18 protein-coding genes are annotated in these 14,783 nt (G+C 68.8%); 7 read left to right on the top strand and 11 right to left on the bottom strand.

Going from position 1 to position 14,783, the window contains the following annotated elements; translation table 11 throughout:
• Positions 1-14: 14 nt before the first annotated feature.
• The 6 genes from AC1REK_RS02160 to AC1REK_RS02135 form a co-directional block, all read right to left on the bottom strand.
• The gene (locus tag AC1REK_RS02160; protein WP_316019989.1) at positions 15-806 is read right to left on the bottom strand and encodes a Cro/CI family transcriptional regulator; all 792 of its coding nucleotides are present in this window, start codon (positions 804-806) and stop codon (positions 15-17) included.
• A 102-nt stretch (positions 807-908) separates the two neighbouring features.
• Positions 909-1,640 carry a DUF3306 domain-containing protein gene (locus tag AC1REK_RS02155; protein ID WP_492267344.1) on the bottom strand — a complete coding sequence of 244 codons (732 nt, stop codon included), beginning with the start codon at positions 1,638-1,640 and terminating at the stop codon, positions 909-911.
• Positions 1,640-2,152, bottom strand: coding sequence for a DUF3305 domain-containing protein (locus AC1REK_RS02150; protein ID WP_492267345.1), 513 nt, complete (start codon positions 2,150-2,152; stop codon positions 1,640-1,642). The genes AC1REK_RS02155 and AC1REK_RS02150 overlap by 1 nt, the downstream gene beginning before the upstream one ends.
• Before the next feature lie 10 nt (positions 2,153-2,162).
• Complete coding sequence (locus tag AC1REK_RS02145) at positions 2,163-3,173, bottom strand: DUF6352 family protein (protein ID WP_492267346.1); 1,011 nt, start codon at positions 3,171-3,173, stop codon at positions 2,163-2,165.
• Positions 3,170-3,721, bottom strand: coding sequence for a DUF6505 family protein (locus AC1REK_RS02140; protein WP_492267347.1), 552 nt, complete (start codon positions 3,719-3,721; stop codon positions 3,170-3,172). The genes AC1REK_RS02145 and AC1REK_RS02140 overlap by 4 nt, the downstream gene beginning before the upstream one ends.
• Positions 3,722-3,836: 115 nt before the next feature.
• Positions 3,837-4,580 carry a biotin/lipoate--protein ligase family protein gene (locus AC1REK_RS02135; protein ID WP_492267348.1) on the bottom strand — a complete coding sequence of 248 codons (744 nt, stop codon included), beginning with the start codon at positions 4,578-4,580 and terminating at the stop codon, positions 3,837-3,839.
• A 130-nt stretch (positions 4,581-4,710) separates the two neighbouring features.
• Between AC1REK_RS02135 and AC1REK_RS02130 the strand changes: the two genes are divergently transcribed.
• On the top strand, positions 4,711-6,750 hold the full coding sequence (locus AC1REK_RS02130; protein ID WP_492267349.1) for a 4Fe-4S dicluster domain-containing protein: 2,040 nt from the start codon (positions 4,711-4,713) through the stop codon (positions 6,748-6,750).
• Between the two features lie 24 nt (positions 6,751-6,774).
• On the opposite strand, the gene AC1REK_RS02125 is transcribed toward AC1REK_RS02130, so the two are convergent.
• Positions 6,775-7,521: a nucleotidyltransferase domain-containing protein gene (locus tag AC1REK_RS02125; protein ID WP_492273777.1), complete on the bottom strand. Its 747-nt coding sequence runs from the start codon at positions 7,519-7,521 to the stop codon at positions 6,775-6,777.
• Positions 7,522-8,001: 480 nt separating this feature from the next.
• On the opposite strand from AC1REK_RS02125, the gene minC reads away from it, so the two are divergent.
• Genes minC through minE form a run of 3 tightly spaced genes read left to right on the top strand, consistent with a single transcriptional unit; the run spans position 8,002 to position 9,864 of the window.
• The gene (gene minC / locus AC1REK_RS02120) at positions 8,002-8,754 is read left to right on the top strand and encodes a septum site-determining protein MinC (RefSeq protein ID WP_327523329.1); all 753 of its coding nucleotides are present in this window, start codon (positions 8,002-8,004) and stop codon (positions 8,752-8,754) included.
• Positions 8,755-8,788: 34 nt separating this feature from the next.
• The gene (gene minD, locus AC1REK_RS02115) at positions 8,789-9,604 is read left to right on the top strand and encodes a septum site-determining protein MinD (protein WP_066467972.1); all 816 of its coding nucleotides are present in this window, start codon (positions 8,789-8,791) and stop codon (positions 9,602-9,604) included.
• Positions 9,601-9,864, top strand: coding sequence for a cell division topological specificity factor MinE (minE, locus tag AC1REK_RS02110; RefSeq protein ID WP_066467971.1), 264 nt, complete (start codon positions 9,601-9,603; stop codon positions 9,862-9,864). The genes minD and minE overlap by 4 nt, the downstream gene beginning before the upstream one ends.
• A gap of 160 nt (positions 9,865-10,024) precedes the next feature.
• Here the strand turns inward: minE and AC1REK_RS02105 are convergent, their stop codons facing one another.
• Complete coding sequence (locus AC1REK_RS02105; protein ID WP_492267351.1) at positions 10,025-11,302, bottom strand: c-type cytochrome; 1,278 nt, start codon at positions 11,300-11,302, stop codon at positions 10,025-10,027.
• 136 nt (positions 11,303-11,438) lie between these two features.
• Here AC1REK_RS02105 and AC1REK_RS02100 point away from each other — a divergent pair, with 136 nt between their 5' ends.
• Both AC1REK_RS02100 and AC1REK_RS02095 read left to right on the top strand, forming a co-directional pair.
• A complete protein-coding gene (locus tag AC1REK_RS02100) occupies positions 11,439-11,669 on the top strand; it encodes a sulfurtransferase TusA family protein (protein ID WP_066467968.1) in 231 nt (76 codons plus the stop codon).
• Between the two features lie 34 nt (positions 11,670-11,703).
• Positions 11,704-12,828 carry an Mrp/NBP35 family ATP-binding protein gene (locus AC1REK_RS02095; protein WP_492267352.1) on the top strand — a complete coding sequence of 375 codons (1,125 nt, stop codon included), beginning with the start codon at positions 11,704-11,706 and terminating at the stop codon, positions 12,826-12,828.
• 9 nt (positions 12,829-12,837) lie between these two features.
• On the opposite strand, the gene AC1REK_RS02090 is transcribed toward AC1REK_RS02095, so the two are convergent.
• Both AC1REK_RS02090 and AC1REK_RS02085 read right to left on the bottom strand, forming a co-directional pair.
• Entirely contained in the window at positions 12,838-13,275 is a 438-nt protein-coding gene (locus AC1REK_RS02090; RefSeq protein WP_492267353.1) for a VOC family protein, read from the bottom strand.
• Positions 13,276-13,349: 74 nt separating this feature from the next.
• A complete protein-coding gene (locus AC1REK_RS02085; RefSeq protein ID WP_492267354.1) occupies positions 13,350-14,033 on the bottom strand; it encodes an OmpA family protein in 684 nt (227 codons plus the stop codon).
• 200 nt (positions 14,034-14,233) lie between these two features.
• Here AC1REK_RS02085 and AC1REK_RS02080 point away from each other — a divergent pair, with 200 nt between their 5' ends.
• Complete coding sequence (locus AC1REK_RS02080) at positions 14,234-14,653, top strand: SRPBCC family protein (RefSeq protein WP_327523334.1); 420 nt, start codon at positions 14,234-14,236, stop codon at positions 14,651-14,653.
• Here AC1REK_RS02080 and AC1REK_RS02075 read toward each other — a convergent pair.
• On the bottom strand, positions 14,643-14,765 hold the full coding sequence (locus AC1REK_RS02075; RefSeq protein ID WP_316018238.1) for a hypothetical protein: 123 nt from the start codon (positions 14,763-14,765) through the stop codon (positions 14,643-14,645). The genes AC1REK_RS02080 and AC1REK_RS02075 overlap by 11 nt on opposite strands.
• Positions 14,766-14,783 lie beyond the last annotated feature (18 nt).

Genomic DNA, 14,783 nt, shown 5'->3' with positions numbered 1-14,783 from the left:
CGCGCCGGGCTTCATCATGCGGGCAGGCTCGCGGCCTGCATCTCGATCGAAAGGTAGAGGCTGCCGACCCGGCCGACGGCGCGGTAGAAACGCGCCGTCCGGGCAACCTCGAGATCGGCGAAAAAGCGCTCGCCCCAGGGCTGGATGTGGCGCTCGAAGAAGGAGCGCTCATCGACGCCCTCGCCGGCGGCCTCGCCGCGGATCAACTGGGCCTGGATGTCCATCAGCACGGCGATGTGGTCTTCCGGCTCGCCGGCACGCTCGTCGCGGGCAAGGCCGAGCTTGCCCATATCCTCGCGCACCAGCGCCAGCGGGCGCTCATGCAGGAAGCCGGTCATGTAATAGGAGGCATAGGGCAGGAGCTCGCCGCGACCGACGCCGATGAAGAGTTCGAAAAACTCGTCGCGCACCGCCTCCGGCGTCGTCTCGGCCGCAGCCTCGGCCAGAGCGAGATGGGCCATGCCCAGCGGCGACGCGTCGCCGCGCAGGCCCTGCAGCGCCGCCAGTGTCTCGGCCGTCGGAGCACGCCAGAGCAGGGCACCGATCAGCTCGCATTCATCGGCCCGGGCCGCGTCGATCTCGTCGAGCTCCGGCGTCGTCGAGGAAACGATGATCGGCTCCTGCGGGTAAAGATCGGGCCGAAGCTCGCCGCGCGGGACGCCTGTGCTGGCTTCGACCGATAGCACCCGGTCGGCCGGAACGCGCTTCCAGCTCGAGATCGCCGGCTGCGAGACTCCAAGCGCACGCGCCAGGGCCCTCACCCCGCCTGCCGCTCCGATTGCCCGTTCAAGAGCCTGGTCCCGCATAGACGATGCCACCTCCCCCTGCTGCCGCGTCTTCAGGCGCGTTCGAGCGCCGGTGATAATGCTCCCTTATCACCGCAGATTTCAATTGTTCTCAACTGAAACTTAGAGCGGCGTCGCCCCTCCGCCGCGCCGGCGCGGCCGGGCCATAGATGGCTGGGACCAGGGCTCATCCCGCACCGCAGCAGCACCAGCAGCCGGCGGAGAGAGCAATTCAGAAGGATTTTCGACAGTTTTCGCTGCATCCGGCGCATCGCTGCGGCGAACCGACGGCAATTGCTGCGGCGGCTCGGCGTCCTCCTGCTGCGGTGCACCTGCGGCATCGGCCACGTCCTCATTAGACGAAAGTCGATCATCTGCGGCATCATCACGCACCGCCGCGGGGTCGACGACGGTCGATTCGGCAGCCGGCTCGGGCTGCTTGCCGAAGATGCTGGCGATCATCTCCTCGACATTGTCCGAGGCGCTTAGAGGTCCGTAGCCCGGCGCGCCGCCCGGCGTATTCCAGTCGAGCGCATAGTCGCGGGCCGGGTCGAGATAGCCCGAAATCGCCGGATCGCTCTCCCAGGCCCGGCGCAGCGCGGCCCGCTTCCAGCTCTCGGGAACGTTCTGCTTCAGCCAGTGCGCGAGGTCGAAATCCTTGTCGACGAGATCGAGCGAGGGCGGCTCGACCATTTCGGGCTCAGGCTCCGGCGGCAAGGCGGGTTCCGGCACGGAACTCGGCACCGGCAGCGGCGCAGCCAATGGCGGGGCCTGGTCGGCGGCGGCTGCGCGCTTGCGGCGCGACCAGCGGCCGAGGAAGCCGTCGTCCCCATCACCCTCGCCGCGGGCGGCCATCAGCCCTCTCCGCGCTCGAGGCCGGGACGCGGCCGGGGAGCGCCACCCTTGCGCGGATCGTGCTCGGAGCGCTTGCGTTTGACGAATTCGCGCTCGACATGGTGCTCCTCGAAGAAGGCCAGCACCAGCCGCGCGACCGCGGCCGGCATCGGCACCGCCTCGACGACATCGTCGACATTCTCGCAGAAGACCTCGCCTTCGAACGGGTCAGCGGTGACGCCGACCATTTCGAGCGCGGGCTCGATCCCGGTCGGCCGGACCGCGACCCAGAGCTTGGCTTGCCCGCTCTCGAAGTTTTCGCGGAAATGCGCAGTGTCGACCGAATGCAGCGTCAAGGTCGCCGGGCCGAGATAGAATTGCTGGCGCTCCGGCGTGCCAGTGAGCTTCGACCAGGGCGCAAGATCGGGCGGCTCCGGCAGCACCGCGATCGGCGCCCAGGCATGGTCGGCCCAGGGCGAGTCGATGGTGCGGCGTTCCACCACGATGCCGACCTCATGATAGAGCTGGGTCATCGCAGCCTCCTCAGTTCGCCATCTCGTGCTCGGCCAGGGGCAGGCCGACGACGAGGTTCTGCGGCTTCAGGCGCAGGACCTTGTCCTGCCCCATCGCCGCCAGCAGATAGACCGGCCGCCCCTTTGCCGCCGGCACGACCGGCACCTCGGGCGGCAGGTCGAGCCGGTAGAGCGCGATCAGCCGCGAGGCCGCTTCCGGCTCCAGGCTCTCGCCGCGCCAGAGTGCATTGCCGACGGCGGTCGCCTGCGCATCGAGCCCGACGAACCAGCGCCAATCGGCATCCTTGACGCTCTCCACCGCCTCGATCGCGACATCGAAGCCGTGAATCTGGCGAATCCAGTGACGCAATGCCTGGCCGAGCGCCGCACGTCCCGAAGGCTTGCCGCCGAGATCGAGCACCATGTCGAAGGCGTCCGAGCGCTGCCAATACTGCGCCGAATTGGCGCTCTTGAGGAGATCGAGCGCGGTCGCAGCCGGCCCGCCCAGCATGGCCAGCAGCGGCGAAGCGTGTCGGTCCGCCTCATGGCCCTCGATCATCTCGGCATCGGCCAGCAGGATGGTGTTCTCGTGAAAGGTGACGCGCTGCGGCCGGAACAGGCATTCGGCGGCGCGGACAACGAAAGGATCGTCCTCTTCGTCGAGCGCCGCGCGCAGGATGACGTGCACGAGCTGGTCGAGGAACAGCGGCGGCACGCCGGAGACACCCTTTCGGATGATGCCGGCATAGGCGGCTTCCAGCGTCGGCGCCGCCAGCAGCCGGTCGCGCCAGCCGAGCAGGAAGCGCCAGTTCTCGCGCGCATCGGCATCGGCGAGCGCCGCAATCTCGCGCTCGCCGACATCCGCCTGTGGCGAAGTCATCAATTTCGTGTGCAGCGTCCGCTCGGCGTCGCAGGCTTCTTCCGGCGGCAGCACTTCCGGCCGCGCCAGATAGGCTTTCAGGAAATCATCGGTGACCACGAGGCCGCCGCCCGGCTCACGATCGAGCAGCAGATGGCCGGAGCTCGCCCAGAAATGCGTCACGGCGCGTTCCCCTTGCCGAGTTTCATCAGGTCGACATGCTCGACGACCTCGTCCTCGCCTTCCACCTCGACGAACTCGAACGCACGGAAAGCGTCCTTCGGCCGGTCGTCGCGCGGCAGCAGGACCCGGAAGCGCTCACGGATCTCGCCATCCTCCAGGGTCCGGTGCAAGGCGAGCAGGGTCTGGGCGGGATGGTCGCAGAGCGAGGCGGCGAAAGCCAGTTCCTCGCCGGCCGCAGCCCGTGCAGTAGGAAGATCGGGAGCGCCGAGCTTCTCGACGAAGCGCCCGGCGAGCAGCAGCAGGGCCAGCTCATATTCCTCCGCCGTCGCTTCCGTCACGACCGCGAGCGTGCTCCAGCCGAAGCTGTCGATCCCGAGGAAGCCGGAACGGAAGGCGGCCCGTCCCTTGGCATCGAGCTCCGCGACGCGCTGCGGATCGAACAGGAACGAACCGCTGACCAGCCATTCGCCGGGCTCGGCCGCGTGGCGGAAGACGAAGCCGTCGGACGGGTCGAGCCGGATGGCGCGTGGCAGCTTGAGGGACGTCATGGCGCGACGCCTCGGCAATGGCCGTCGTTGCGAGCGAAGCGAAGCAATCCAGAAGGAGACGCGCGACGGCCACTGGATTGCTTCGTCGCTTCGCTCCTCGCAATGACGATCGCGCTCACAGCTTTGGCCCGCCACTCTCGCGATCGAGCCAATCGACCTTGGCCAGAGCCTCGACGAGGCCCTTCCGCTCGACGCCGTGCTGCGAGGTCGCGACCAGATCGCCATTGGGCTCGATGCCATGGCGGACGCCCGTCACCTTCTCCAGCCGGTCGAGCCAGCGCCTCGCCGCCGGCTTGGCCCCCTCCTCCTGCCAGCGGCTGACGCCGAGCATGAGATGGCGGGCGAAGGCCTCGATCAGGTCGACCGCATCGACCTCCTCGAAGCCCTCCTCGGCCATGCCGACGCCGGTCTGGCCGGGCTGGAAGGGCGACATGGTGGTGGCGCGGACCATGGCGCCGAAGACAAGCCAGTCCGGCACCTGGTTCTCGGGGCAATCCGCCGGCCAGGCCAGGCGGCCGCCGCCGATCAGGCCGAGATCATAGGTCAGGACATCGGGCCAGCGGAACAGCAGCGGGCGTTCCGGCGGCGAATGGATCGCGAGCGCGTCGGCAAGCGCATTCATCGCGAGATAATGGGCGAGCCGGGCCTCGGCGAGAATCGCGTCCGGCTCCAGCACCACGGCGAATTCGACGATGTCGAAACGTCGCACCCAGACCAAGGTCGCAGCGCCGGCCTCGGCGGCAATCGTCCTTGCATGCTCGAAGGCGTCGCCGGATTCGCGCAGGGTTACCAGCGAAAACCCCGGCGGCAGCACCGGTTCGCGCCTGAGATCGTCCGACCTAGCCACCCCTGCCGCCATCTCTCCCGCATCCCTGCGACCCGTGCGAAGCGGACTTGCTTCTTTGGAGTCGTTCCAATTCCATATAAGCATGGATTATCGCAAGGGCGACGAAAGACGCGCTCGCCAGCTTTCGAGGAATACGGCCCCGATGACCGAAGTCGCACGCACGCTGATGGTCTGCTCGTGCGAGGACACGATGCCGCTCGACGGTGCCGCCCTGCAGCGCGGCTGCAAGGGCGCCGGCATCAGCCAGCACCGCCATCTTTGCCGCAGCCAGATCGAACGCTTCCAGGAGATGCTCGCCAATAGCGAGGCGATCACCGTCGCCTGTACCCAGGAAGCGCCGTTGTTCGAGGAAGTGGCGGCCGATCTCGACTACGCCGGCGACCTCGTCTTCGCCAATATCCGGGAGGCCGCGGGCTGGTCGCGGGAGGCGAAAGCCGCCGGCCCGAAAATGGCGGCGCTGCTCGCCGCCGCGAGCGAGCCGCTGCTGCCTGCCACGTTCACCACCCTCGCTAGCAAGGGCGTGGCGCTGGTCTATGGCCGCGACGACGGCGCGATCGCGCTGGCGCAGCGCCTCGCCGAGCATCTCGACGTCACCGTGCTGCTGACGCGGCCGGGCGAGATCGCACCGCCGCGGCTCGACAATTTCCCGGTGCTCAAGGGCACGATCGGACGCGCGACCGGCTGGCTCGGCGCCTTCGAGCTCAGCGTCGACGACTATGCCGCGCCCTCCCCCTCCTCGCGGGCGAAGCTGGTCTTCGAAGCCCCGCGCAACGGCGCGGTCTCGCATTGCGACGTCGTCATCGACATCAGCGGCGGCACCCCGCTCTTCCCCGCCGGAGACCTGCGCGCCGGCTATCTGCGCGCCGATCCGCGCGATCCCGCCGCGGTCGAGCGCCTCGCCTTCGCGGCAACCCAGCTCGTCGGCGAATTCGACAAGCCGCGCTATGTCGCGCTGAACGAGGGGCTCTGCGCCCATTCGCGCGCCAGCCGGACGGGCTGCACACGCTGCCTCGAGCTCTGCCCGACCGGCGCGATCACTCCGGCCGGCGACCATGTCGCGATTTCCGCCGAGATCTGCGCCGGCTGCGGCGCCTGCGCCGCGGTCTGCCCAACGGGCGCGGTGACCTACGCCTTGCCGCCGACCGATGCGCTGTTGCGCAAGCTGCGCACTTTGCTCGTCACCTATGCCGAGGCGGGCGGGCACGAGCCCGTCGTGCTGCTGCATGACGCCGATCACGGCGAGCCGCTGATCGACGCCCTCGCCCGCCATGGCGACGGCCTGCCGGCGCGCGTCCTGCCGCTGCGCGTCAACGAGATCACCCAGCTCGGCATGGAGACGTTCGCGGCCGCGCTCGCCTTCGGCGCCGCGGCGGTTCGCGTGCTCGGGCGGGCAAAGCCGAAGCACGACCTCTCCGGCCTCACGCGCAATCTCGACTATGCCAACGCACTCGCCGGCGCACTCGGTTTCGGCGAGGCGCGCGCGGCGCTGATCGAGACGGACGATCCCGAGGCGCTCGCCGCGGCGCTGGCGCGGGTCGCGCCGGGCCGGACTGCGCCGACCCCGGGGCGGTTCCGGCCGATGGGCGACGGGCGCCCTCTGCTGCGCCAGGTCGTCGGCGAACTTCATGCGGCAGCGCCGGAACAGGTCGGCAGCGTGGCGATGCCGGCCCGCGCGCCCTTCGGCACCGTCAATCTCGACGCCGATGGCTGCACGCTCTGTCTCGCCTGCGTCTCCGCCTGCCCGGTCGGCGCGCTCGGCGACGATCCCGAGCGGCCGACGCTGAGCTTCCAGGAGGACCTCTGCGTGCAATGCGGGCTCTGCGCCGCGACCTGCCCGGAAAAGGTGATCACCCTCGAGCCGCGCATCGATTTCGATGCCTGGAAATCCGGCCGGCGGGTGCTCAAGCAGGAAGAGCCGTTCCACTGCATCGCCTGCGGCAAGGCGTTCGGCGTCAAGAGCACGATCGAGAAAATCGCCGCCAAGCTGGAAAACCGGCACTGGATGTTCGCCGGCGAAGGCGCCAAGCGCGCCTCGATCCTGCGCATGTGCGAGGATTGCCGGGTCGAGGTCGTGGTCAATGAGAGCTTCGACCCGCATCTGGCGCCGCAGCGCCCGCCGGTGCGGACCACAGACGACTATCTGCGCGAGCGCGCCGAACGCGGCGAGGACCCGCTGCAGTAACAGGATCGGTCGGCCCGGGACGCGCTAGGCGCGCCAGGCAGAGGACGCGGCGCGGCAATCGCCGTCGAAGAGCCGGCCGCCATGCGGCGCCAGTTCCTGCTCGGCCAGCGCGATGACGAGGTCGGAGGCGCCCGCCGCGAACAGGGCGCGAAAGGCCGCCTCGAAGCGGTCGGCAAGGCCGGCATCGGCCGCCTGAAGCAGTCGCGGCACCCATTTTCCCGTGCCGTTCCAGCGCCCCCGCCCGCGCAGGGCGAGTTCCGCCAGCCGGGGATGCAGCGCAGCGCCGATCGCCATGGTCTCGCCGGGACTGCGTTCGCCGCGCAGATCGTCGATCGCATCGGTGATCTCGTAGCGCAGCACGTTCAGCTGTGCCTGGGCCAGTGGCGGCGGCCCCTCCGCGAGCCGCCTCGCGACATCCCGTTGCAGGGCTGCGGCGCGATCATGCGCTCTCCCCAGGATCACGCCCTCCGCGACCATGTTGAGAATGCTCGGGCAGCCGCGCGCGACATCCGCATTGACGAACCAGGCAAGCGTCTCGGGGTCGTGCACGAACGCCTCGATCGGCACGCCGCCTGCGATGAAGGATTCGCGCCGTGCGGTTTCGAGATGGTCGTAGACCACCACGAGATCGATGTCGGAAAGCCAGGTTCCCTGGCCACGCATGATCGACCCCGCCGCAAAGGCGAAGGCGGCATCGGCATAGCGCGAGGCGAGCACGGCTTCCGCGACAGCCAGTGCCTCGGACGGCGTGGGGCGAGTCGAAACCATCATTCACTCCGATCGAGCCCCGGTGATAGCCGCTGTTCGCGCGAATGTCCGCCTGCGGCCGGGGACGGCAAGTGGCGCCCCCCCGGTCGGGATCGGTAGCGGCGATGTCGGATGCCGTAGCTGACCGAGGCGATTCGAGGGGGCTGCTGCTGATTCCAGCCTGCCCTGGCTGCGCCGATTCACGCCGGACTCGGACCGAGCAAGCTCGACCGAGATCGGCGGAAGCCCGCGCAAGCCGCTGCAAATGCTTGCCCCGCGCGGCACGATCGCAGGGTCACGGAGCAGCGGCCCAATGAAGCCACAGGAGACGCGCCCCGGAGCGTTTCAACAGGACTGCGAATTCTTTCTATCATTCTGAAAAGAAATAATTTTCTTCTCTGAGAAGAGATCTTTAGCGAGCGCCTCCCGATAGGTCAGCCCGAAAAGCTTTACCGCTTGTTAACCATTCCCTGGCTACATCCGGGAAACGCAAAATTAACCAAGATGACCAACGTGTTAACCCAATCTCGGCCGATACGCCTCAAGGGGCGGTCCTATCTCGCGCTGACGCTGAACCCGGAGCTGCCCTTCGAGGATTGGCTGGCGCGGCTCGACGATCTCGCCGGCCGCTCCGCCGGTTTCTTCCTGCGGCGGCCAGTGGTTCTCGATCTCGAAGGGCTCGAGATCGACCGCCAGCAGCTTCGCGATCTGGTCGCCCAGCTCTCGACCCGCAAGGTGCGGATCATGGGCATCGAGGGTGCGCGGCCGTCCTGGTTGAGCCCGGACCTGCCGCCGGCGATGTCCGGCGGGCGCGAGGCCTCGGATTTCGAGGCCCCGACCGCCGAGCCGGTCCAGGAAGCCGCGGTCGCGGAAAGCGCGGAGCCCGCAGAGGTCGCGGTTCCCGCCGAGCCGCAGCCCGTGAAGGCGACGCCTTCGATCGTCATCACCCAGCCGGTGCGCTCGGGGCAGTCGATCATCTTCACCGAAGGCGACGTGACCATCGTCGGTTCGGTCGCATCGGGCGCCGAGGTCATCGCCGGCGGCTCGATCCACATCTACGGCACGCTCCGCGGACGGGCGATGGCCGGCACGATGGGCAACGCCTCGGCGCGCATCTTCTGCCGCAAGCTCGAGGCGGAACTCGTCGCGATCGACGGCTACTACAAGACGGCCGAGGACCTGGAGGCCGACCTCCATGGCAAGACCGTCCAGTTCTGGCTGGAAGGCGAGACATTCAAGGTCGGATCACTCGCCTGAAATGACGGCGCGTCCACATCAACGGGAGAGGTCAATGGGCAAGGTCATCGTAGTCACATCGGGCAAAGGCGGCGTCGGGAAGACGACCTCCTCGGCCGCACTCGGCGCCGCCCTCGCGCAAAACGGCGACAAGGTCGTGGTCGTCGACTTCGACGTCGGCCTGCGCAATCTCGACCTCGTCATGGGTGCCGAGCGGCGGGTGGTCTACGACCTCGTCAACGTGATCCAGGGCGAAGCCAAGCTGGCGCAGGCGCTGATCCGCGACAAGCGGGTCGAGACGCTCTATCTGCTCGCCGCCTCGCAGACGCGCGACAAAGACAATCTCACGCAGGAAGGCGTCGAGAAGGTCATCGCCGCGCTGAAATCAGCCTTCGACTGGGTGATCTGCGACAGCCCGGCCGGCATCGAGCGCGGCGCGACACTCGCCATGCGCCATGCCGACGTCGCCATCGTCGTGACCAATCCGGAAGTCTCCTCCGTCCGCGATTCCGACCGGATCATCGGCCTGCTCGATTCCAAGACGCTCAAGGCCGAGAATGGCGAGCGCATGGAGAAGCATCTCCTGCTCACCCGCTACGACCCGGTCCGCGCCGAGCGCGGCGATATGCTGAAGGTCGACGACGTCCTCGAGATCCTCTCGATCCCGCTGCTCGGCATCATCCCGGAAAGCATGGACGTGCTGCGCGCCTCCAATGTCGGCTCGCCCGTCACCCTGGCCGATAACCGCAGCGCCCCGGCAATCGCCTATTTCGAGGCGGCCCGCCGCCTGAAGGGCGAGACCCTGCCGATCGCCGTCCCCGGCGAAAAGCGCAGCTTCTTCGGCAAGATCTTCGGAAGGAAAGCGGCATGAACTTCCGTCGCCTGTTTTCCCGCTCCCAGTCGGCCCCTGCCGCGCGCGATCGGCTGCAGGTGCTGCTCGCCCATGAACGCGCCACGGTCGGTGGCTCGGACCTCGTCACCAAGCTGCGCGAAGAGATCCTGCGGGTCATCGCCAAGCACGTGCAGATCGACGACGAGAAGGTCACCGTCAAGATGGAGCGCGGCGCCAAGGTCTCGACCCTCGCCGTCGACATCGAGATCCCGTTCGACGCGGGCAAGAAGGCGGCCTGAGGGCCGCCTTTTCTTTTGGTGCGGATTTCGAACCGATCGAAACCCGACCGTCATTGCGAGGAGCGGAGCGACGAAGCAATCCAGGAGGCGTAGAACCCTGCCGCCCCTGGATTGCTTCGCTGCCGCTCGCAATGACGGCTAAGTCCGACCGGAAGAGGCGCTAGCGCGTCACCTTCTCCAGCCAGTCGACCAGCGCCTGCCGGTCGGCGGCCGAGCCGATCGTCTGCTCGGGCATCTTGGTGCCCGGCGTGTAGGCATTGGGGCCGACCTCGAACAGCCTGGACACCGTTTCCTTGGTCCAGACGATGTCCATGTCCTTCAGCGCAGCCGAGAAGGCGTAGCCCGGGGCGGTGGCGATGCGGCGGCCGAAGATGCCGTGCAGGGTCGGGCCCGCCCGGTTGCCATCCGCAGGCGTCAGCGTGTGGCAGGCGGCGCAGGCGCGGAAGACCTCGGCTCCGCGCTCGCCCTTGAAGGCCGCGAGCGCGTCCTCCCCGGCCCGCGGCACGACCGTGCCGATATGCTCGCCGGTCACCGCGTTCCAGCGCCTGACCAGCCGGTCGGCACCTCCCGAGAGAAGCTCCCTGCCATCGGGCAGGAAAGCGAGCGACCAGACCGGCAGGCCGGGCCCGATCAACGTGGCGCGGATCGTCCGCGTCCGGCGCTCGACCAGCGCGACCTGGCCGCGCAGCCCTCCGACCGCGATCGTCGCGCCATCGGCCGAGATGGCGAGCGCGATCAGCGGCGTCTCGCCGATGACGATCTCGGCCCGCCCAGTCCCGTCCGCCCCGAACAGGCGCAGGCGGCCATCGCCGGCTGCGACGGCGATCTCGCCATCCGGCGCGACGACGACGCCGTTGAGCGGTGCCGGCACGGTCACGACGACAGGCACGCCGCCATCGGCCGGCCAAATTCGCAGCGTCGCGTCATAGCCCGAGGAGACGAGCCCGCCGCCCGGCAGGAAGGCGACGCCGTTGACCGGGCCCTTGTGGCCTTCGAGCACCCGCGCAGCGCCGTCGGCGAGCGAGGTGATCCGCACTGTCTCGTCCCAGGAGGCCGAGGCGAGCCGTGCTGCGTCGGGCGAAAGCGCCAGCGCCGCGACCGGCCCCTTGTGTCCGTCGAAGACCTTCGCCGGATCGGCGGCGGCGCCCTGCCAGAGCGCGACCTTGCCGTCCTCGCCGCCGGTCGCGAAACCGAGCCCTGCGATAGCCACCGCGGCATTGATCGCGCCTTGATGGAAACGCAGCACCTTTTCGGCGCTGCCGCTGGCGAGATTCCAGAGAATCGCCGACTGGTCGAATGAGCCGGTAAGCGCCTGCCTGCCATCGGGCGAGACGGCGACTGCCCGCACCGGGCCGCCATGGCCGCGCAGTTCCTGCGCTGGGGCGCCGGCGGGCACGAGAGCCAGCAGTCCAAGAAGAGCGGCAAAGAGCGTTCTCATGCCGCGATCATGTCCCAGCTTGCGGCCTTGGCAAGGCATGGCTCGCACGCAGCCACAGCGCAGAGATAAACCGCCGCAGTTGCCCCCGCGCAAAAAGCCGTCATATGAAATGCATCGTTTTCGACAGGCTGCGCCGATGACCTCGATCCCGCTCAACCTGCGGGGCCTCAAATGCCCCCTCCCCGCCTTGCGCGTGCGCAAGGCGCTGAAAGGGGCCGAGCCCGGCGCGCTCTTCCTGGTCGAATGCACCGATCCGATGGCGGCGATCGACATCCCGAACCTGATGCGCGAGACCGGCGACACCATCGAGCAAAGCAGCGCCGAGGACGGCCTGCTCGTCTTCCATATCCGCAAGGCCGCGGCCTGACGCCGCCAGCCTGCACCAACCGGAGCCCGCAACCGTGGCCCTCTCCCGAAACGACATTCTGCGCGCGCTCGAACTGGTGAAGCTGCCGGCGAGCGGGCAATCGCTCGCCGCATCCGGCCGGATCGGCGACGTGCTGATCGACGACGGCAAGGTAATCTTCGCCATCGGCATCGACGCGACCGAGGCGGCGGCCATGGAGCCGGTGCGCAAGGCCGCCGAGAGCGCGGTGAGCGGCTTGCCGGGTGTGCGGCAGGTGCTGGTCGGGCTGACCGCCGACAAGGCGCCCTCGGCCGGAGCATCGGCCGCGACCCAGGCCCGCCGCCAGGCGCAGGCGGGGCCGGGCGGCGCCGTGCCGAAGGCCGCCGGCGTGCCCGGGGTCAAGCAGATCATCGCCGTCGCCAGCGGCAAGGGCGGCGTCGGCAAGTCGACGACCACAGCCAATCTCGCGGTGGCGCTGGCGACGCTCGGCCTCAAGGTCGGCGTGCTCGACGCCGACATCTACGGCCCCTCGGTGCCGAAGATCTTCGGCATCTCCGGCAAGCCACGGCTGGTCTCGGGCCGGACGCTCGCGCCTATGGAGGCCTATGGGCTGAAGATCATGTCGATCGGCTTCCTGATCGACGAGGAAACCCCGATGATCTGGCGCGGGCCGATGGTGATCTCGGCGATCACCCAGATGCTGCGCGAGGTCGCCTGGGGCGAGCTCGACGTGCTGGTCGTCGACATGCCGCCGGGCACCGGCGACGCCCAGCTGACCATGGCGCAGCAGACCCCGCTCGCCGGCGCCGTCATCGTCTCGACGCCGCAGGACCTCGCTCTGCTCGATGCCCGCCGCGGTGTCGCCATGTTCAGGAAGGTCGAGGTGCCGATCCTCGGCATCGTCGAGAACATGAGCTATTTCGTCTGCCCGGAATGCGGCCACCGCTCGGACATCTTCGCCCATGGCGGTGCGCGGCACGAGGCTGAGCGCCAGGGCGTGCCCTTCCTAGGCGAGATCCCGCTGGCCATGCCGATCCGCGAAACCTCCGATGGCGGCCGCCCGATCGTCGCGAGCGACCCGGACAGCGCCCACGCCAAGGCCTATCTCGCAATCGCGCGACAGGTCCGGGACGGGCTGAGCGGCCCGGTGCGCGCGGCGCCGCGCATCGTCATCGAATAGACGGGGTCGTCACGCCGCGCGGCGACCGGCCGACGCGTCCCGCTCGATCAGTACCCAGATATGGCCGAAAGGGTCGAACAGCGAAGCGACCCGCCGCCCCGCGACATCGGTCTGGACCTCGTCGCGCAGCGTCGCCCCGGCCGCGATCGCCTGCGCGAAACAGCCCTCAATGTCCGGGACGGTCAGCTGGATGATCGTGCTGACGCCCCCTGCCACCTTCGGAAAGAAGGGGCCGCCACGGGAAGGCTCGGCCTCGCGCCGCGGATTGGCGCCGGCTACGGCGATCACGGTCGCACCAAGGCGCATTTCCACGCCCGCCAGCGCCCCGTCGATATGGTGGGCTTGAACCTGCCTCGCGCCAAAGGCGCTGCCGTAGAAGTCGGCCGCTTCCCGCTCCCGGCCGTGCTCGACGAAGATCGCCAAGCCGAGGCTGACATCCTGCTCCATCGCGAATCCCCTTCATCCTGTCGCGCTGACGAGGGAGCCGACAAAGCCGGCGCTTTCTTGACGCCTGCCCTGCCTCAGGGCGCACGCGGCACCAGCACTTCGACGCGCTGGTTGCGGGCGCGGCCATCGGCGGTGGCATTGGCGGCGATCGGCTCGCTGCCTCCATGGCCTTCGGCGCCGAGGCGGGTCTTGTCGCTCAGGCCGGCCCGCAGCAGTTCGGCGACCGCGGCGGCCTGGGCGGCCGAGAGCGCCTGATTGTCCTTGTATGCTGCGCCCCTTGCCGGCGCCCGGTCGTCGGTATGGCCGACGACCCGCACCGCGCCCGGCTGCTGCTCGACAAGCGCGGCGATACGGCGCCCCGACGCGATGAAGCCCGGCAGCAATTCGGCCCGGCCGGGCTCGAAGCTGCCGGCATTGGCGATGCGGATCGCGATCCAGCCTCCGAACCGGTCGACGGTGACCATTCCGCTGGCGATCTCGGCAGCGAGCCCGGCCCGGATCCGCGGCAGCTGGTCCGGCCTCGGCGCAGAGGCGGGTGCGAGCGAACGCACAGGGGCAGATTGAGAGGCAAGCGCCGGCGCTTCGGCCGGGTGCAGGAGCGCGGCAGGCGGCGGAACCGGGTGAGGCACCGGCACCGGGAAGAACAGGTCCAGCAGCCACAGCGTCAGCGCCGCCACGAGCATCACTCCGGCGGCCAGCGCCGCGCCATAGCCGGCGATCCGGACGATCTTCCTGGGGGCGTCGGCAGTCTCGCTCATCGGCCCAGCCTTGGCTCTCCCTGTCACCGCTTGCGGCCACGGCCATGCGCATTGCGCAAGCAGAGCCTGCGGCGAATCCGACGGAGCGAACCCGACCATGCCCTCGCGCGGCATGCAAGTTCCCGACGGCACGCCTCTGGTAACGGAAGGTCAAACCCGCTAATGTTCACTTTATGTTCCGAGCAACAAGGAAAGCAGCCATGACCGTCCAGCCGGCGCGCCATATCGGCATCGGCATCGAATGCCCTTTCGCGGAGACCTACGAATTCCTGGCGGAGCCGGAGAATTTTCCGAAATGGGCGTCAGGCCTCGGCCATTCCTTCGAGCCCGCCGGCGGGCTCGACTGGCGGGCGCAGACGCCGATGGGCCCAATGACGCTTCGCTTCAGCCCCCGCAACGCGCATGGCGTGCTCGATCACAGCGTCATCCCCGATGGTGGCGCGCCGATGCACAACCCGATGCGGCTCCTCGCCAATGGCGAGGGCTGCGAGCTGGTGTTCACGCTCTATCGCCGTGGCGGCGTGACGGAGGCAGAGTATGAGCGCGACGCGGCCTGGGTCGCGCATGACCTCGCGGGGCTGAAGGCGCTGCTCGAGAGCGCCGGTAGTCTCAGAGCCTGACGCCGCTGGTCGCGAAGGCGACCTCGACAGGGCGCTGGAAATTGGCGAGCACGAGGCTGGCCGCATAGGCGGCTGCAACGGCGAAAACGACGGCGAAAACGAAGGACTTCATGCTGCTTCCCCCCAGATA

It is taken from the genome of Allobosea sp. GW823-FHT02B03 (assembly GCF_058797755.1).
The sequence above is the reverse complement of the archived record's forward strand: the minus strand, read 5'-3'. Positions and strand labels throughout refer to the sequence as shown.

Coding starts and splice junctions, on each gene's coding strand:
- AC1REK_RS02160 (WP_316019989.1), bottom strand. CDS start 806: ATGCGGGACCAGGCTCTTGAACGGGCAATCGGAGCGGCAGGCGGGGTG.
- AC1REK_RS02155 (WP_492267344.1), bottom strand. CDS start 1,640: ATGGCCGCCCGCGGCGAGGGTGATGGGGACGACGGCTTCCTCGGCCGC.
- AC1REK_RS02150 (WP_492267345.1), bottom strand. CDS start 2,152: ATGACCCAGCTCTATCATGAGGTCGGCATCGTGGTGGAACGCCGCACC.
- AC1REK_RS02140 (WP_492267347.1), bottom strand. CDS start 3,721: ATGACGTCCCTCAAGCTGCCACGCGCCATCCGGCTCGACCCGTCCGAC.
- AC1REK_RS02135 (WP_492267348.1), bottom strand. CDS start 4,580: ATGGCGGCAGGGGTGGCTAGGTCGGACGATCTCAGGCGCGAACCGGTG.
- AC1REK_RS02130 (WP_492267349.1), top strand. CDS start 4,711: ATGACCGAAGTCGCACGCACGCTGATGGTCTGCTCGTGCGAGGACACG.
- AC1REK_RS02125 (WP_492273777.1), bottom strand. CDS start 7,521: ATGATGGTTTCGACTCGCCCCACGCCGTCCGAGGCACTGGCTGTCGCG.
- minC (WP_327523329.1), top strand. CDS start 8,002: ATGACCAACGTGTTAACCCAATCTCGGCCGATACGCCTCAAGGGGCGG.
- minD (WP_066467972.1), top strand. CDS start 8,789: ATGGGCAAGGTCATCGTAGTCACATCGGGCAAAGGCGGCGTCGGGAAG.
- minE (WP_066467971.1), top strand. CDS start 9,601: ATGAACTTCCGTCGCCTGTTTTCCCGCTCCCAGTCGGCCCCTGCCGCG.
- AC1REK_RS02105 (WP_492267351.1), bottom strand. CDS start 11,302: ATGAGAACGCTCTTTGCCGCTCTTCTTGGACTGCTGGCTCTCGTGCCC.
- AC1REK_RS02100 (WP_066467968.1), top strand. CDS start 11,439: ATGACCTCGATCCCGCTCAACCTGCGGGGCCTCAAATGCCCCCTCCCC.
- AC1REK_RS02090 (WP_492267353.1), bottom strand. CDS start 13,275: ATGGAGCAGGATGTCAGCCTCGGCTTGGCGATCTTCGTCGAGCACGGC.
- AC1REK_RS02085 (WP_492267354.1), bottom strand. CDS start 14,033: ATGAGCGAGACTGCCGACGCCCCCAGGAAGATCGTCCGGATCGCCGGC.
- AC1REK_RS02080 (WP_327523334.1), top strand. CDS start 14,234: ATGACCGTCCAGCCGGCGCGCCATATCGGCATCGGCATCGAATGCCCT.
- AC1REK_RS02075 (WP_316018238.1), bottom strand. CDS start 14,765: ATGAAGTCCTTCGTTTTCGCCGTCGTTTTCGCCGTTGCAGCCGCCTAT.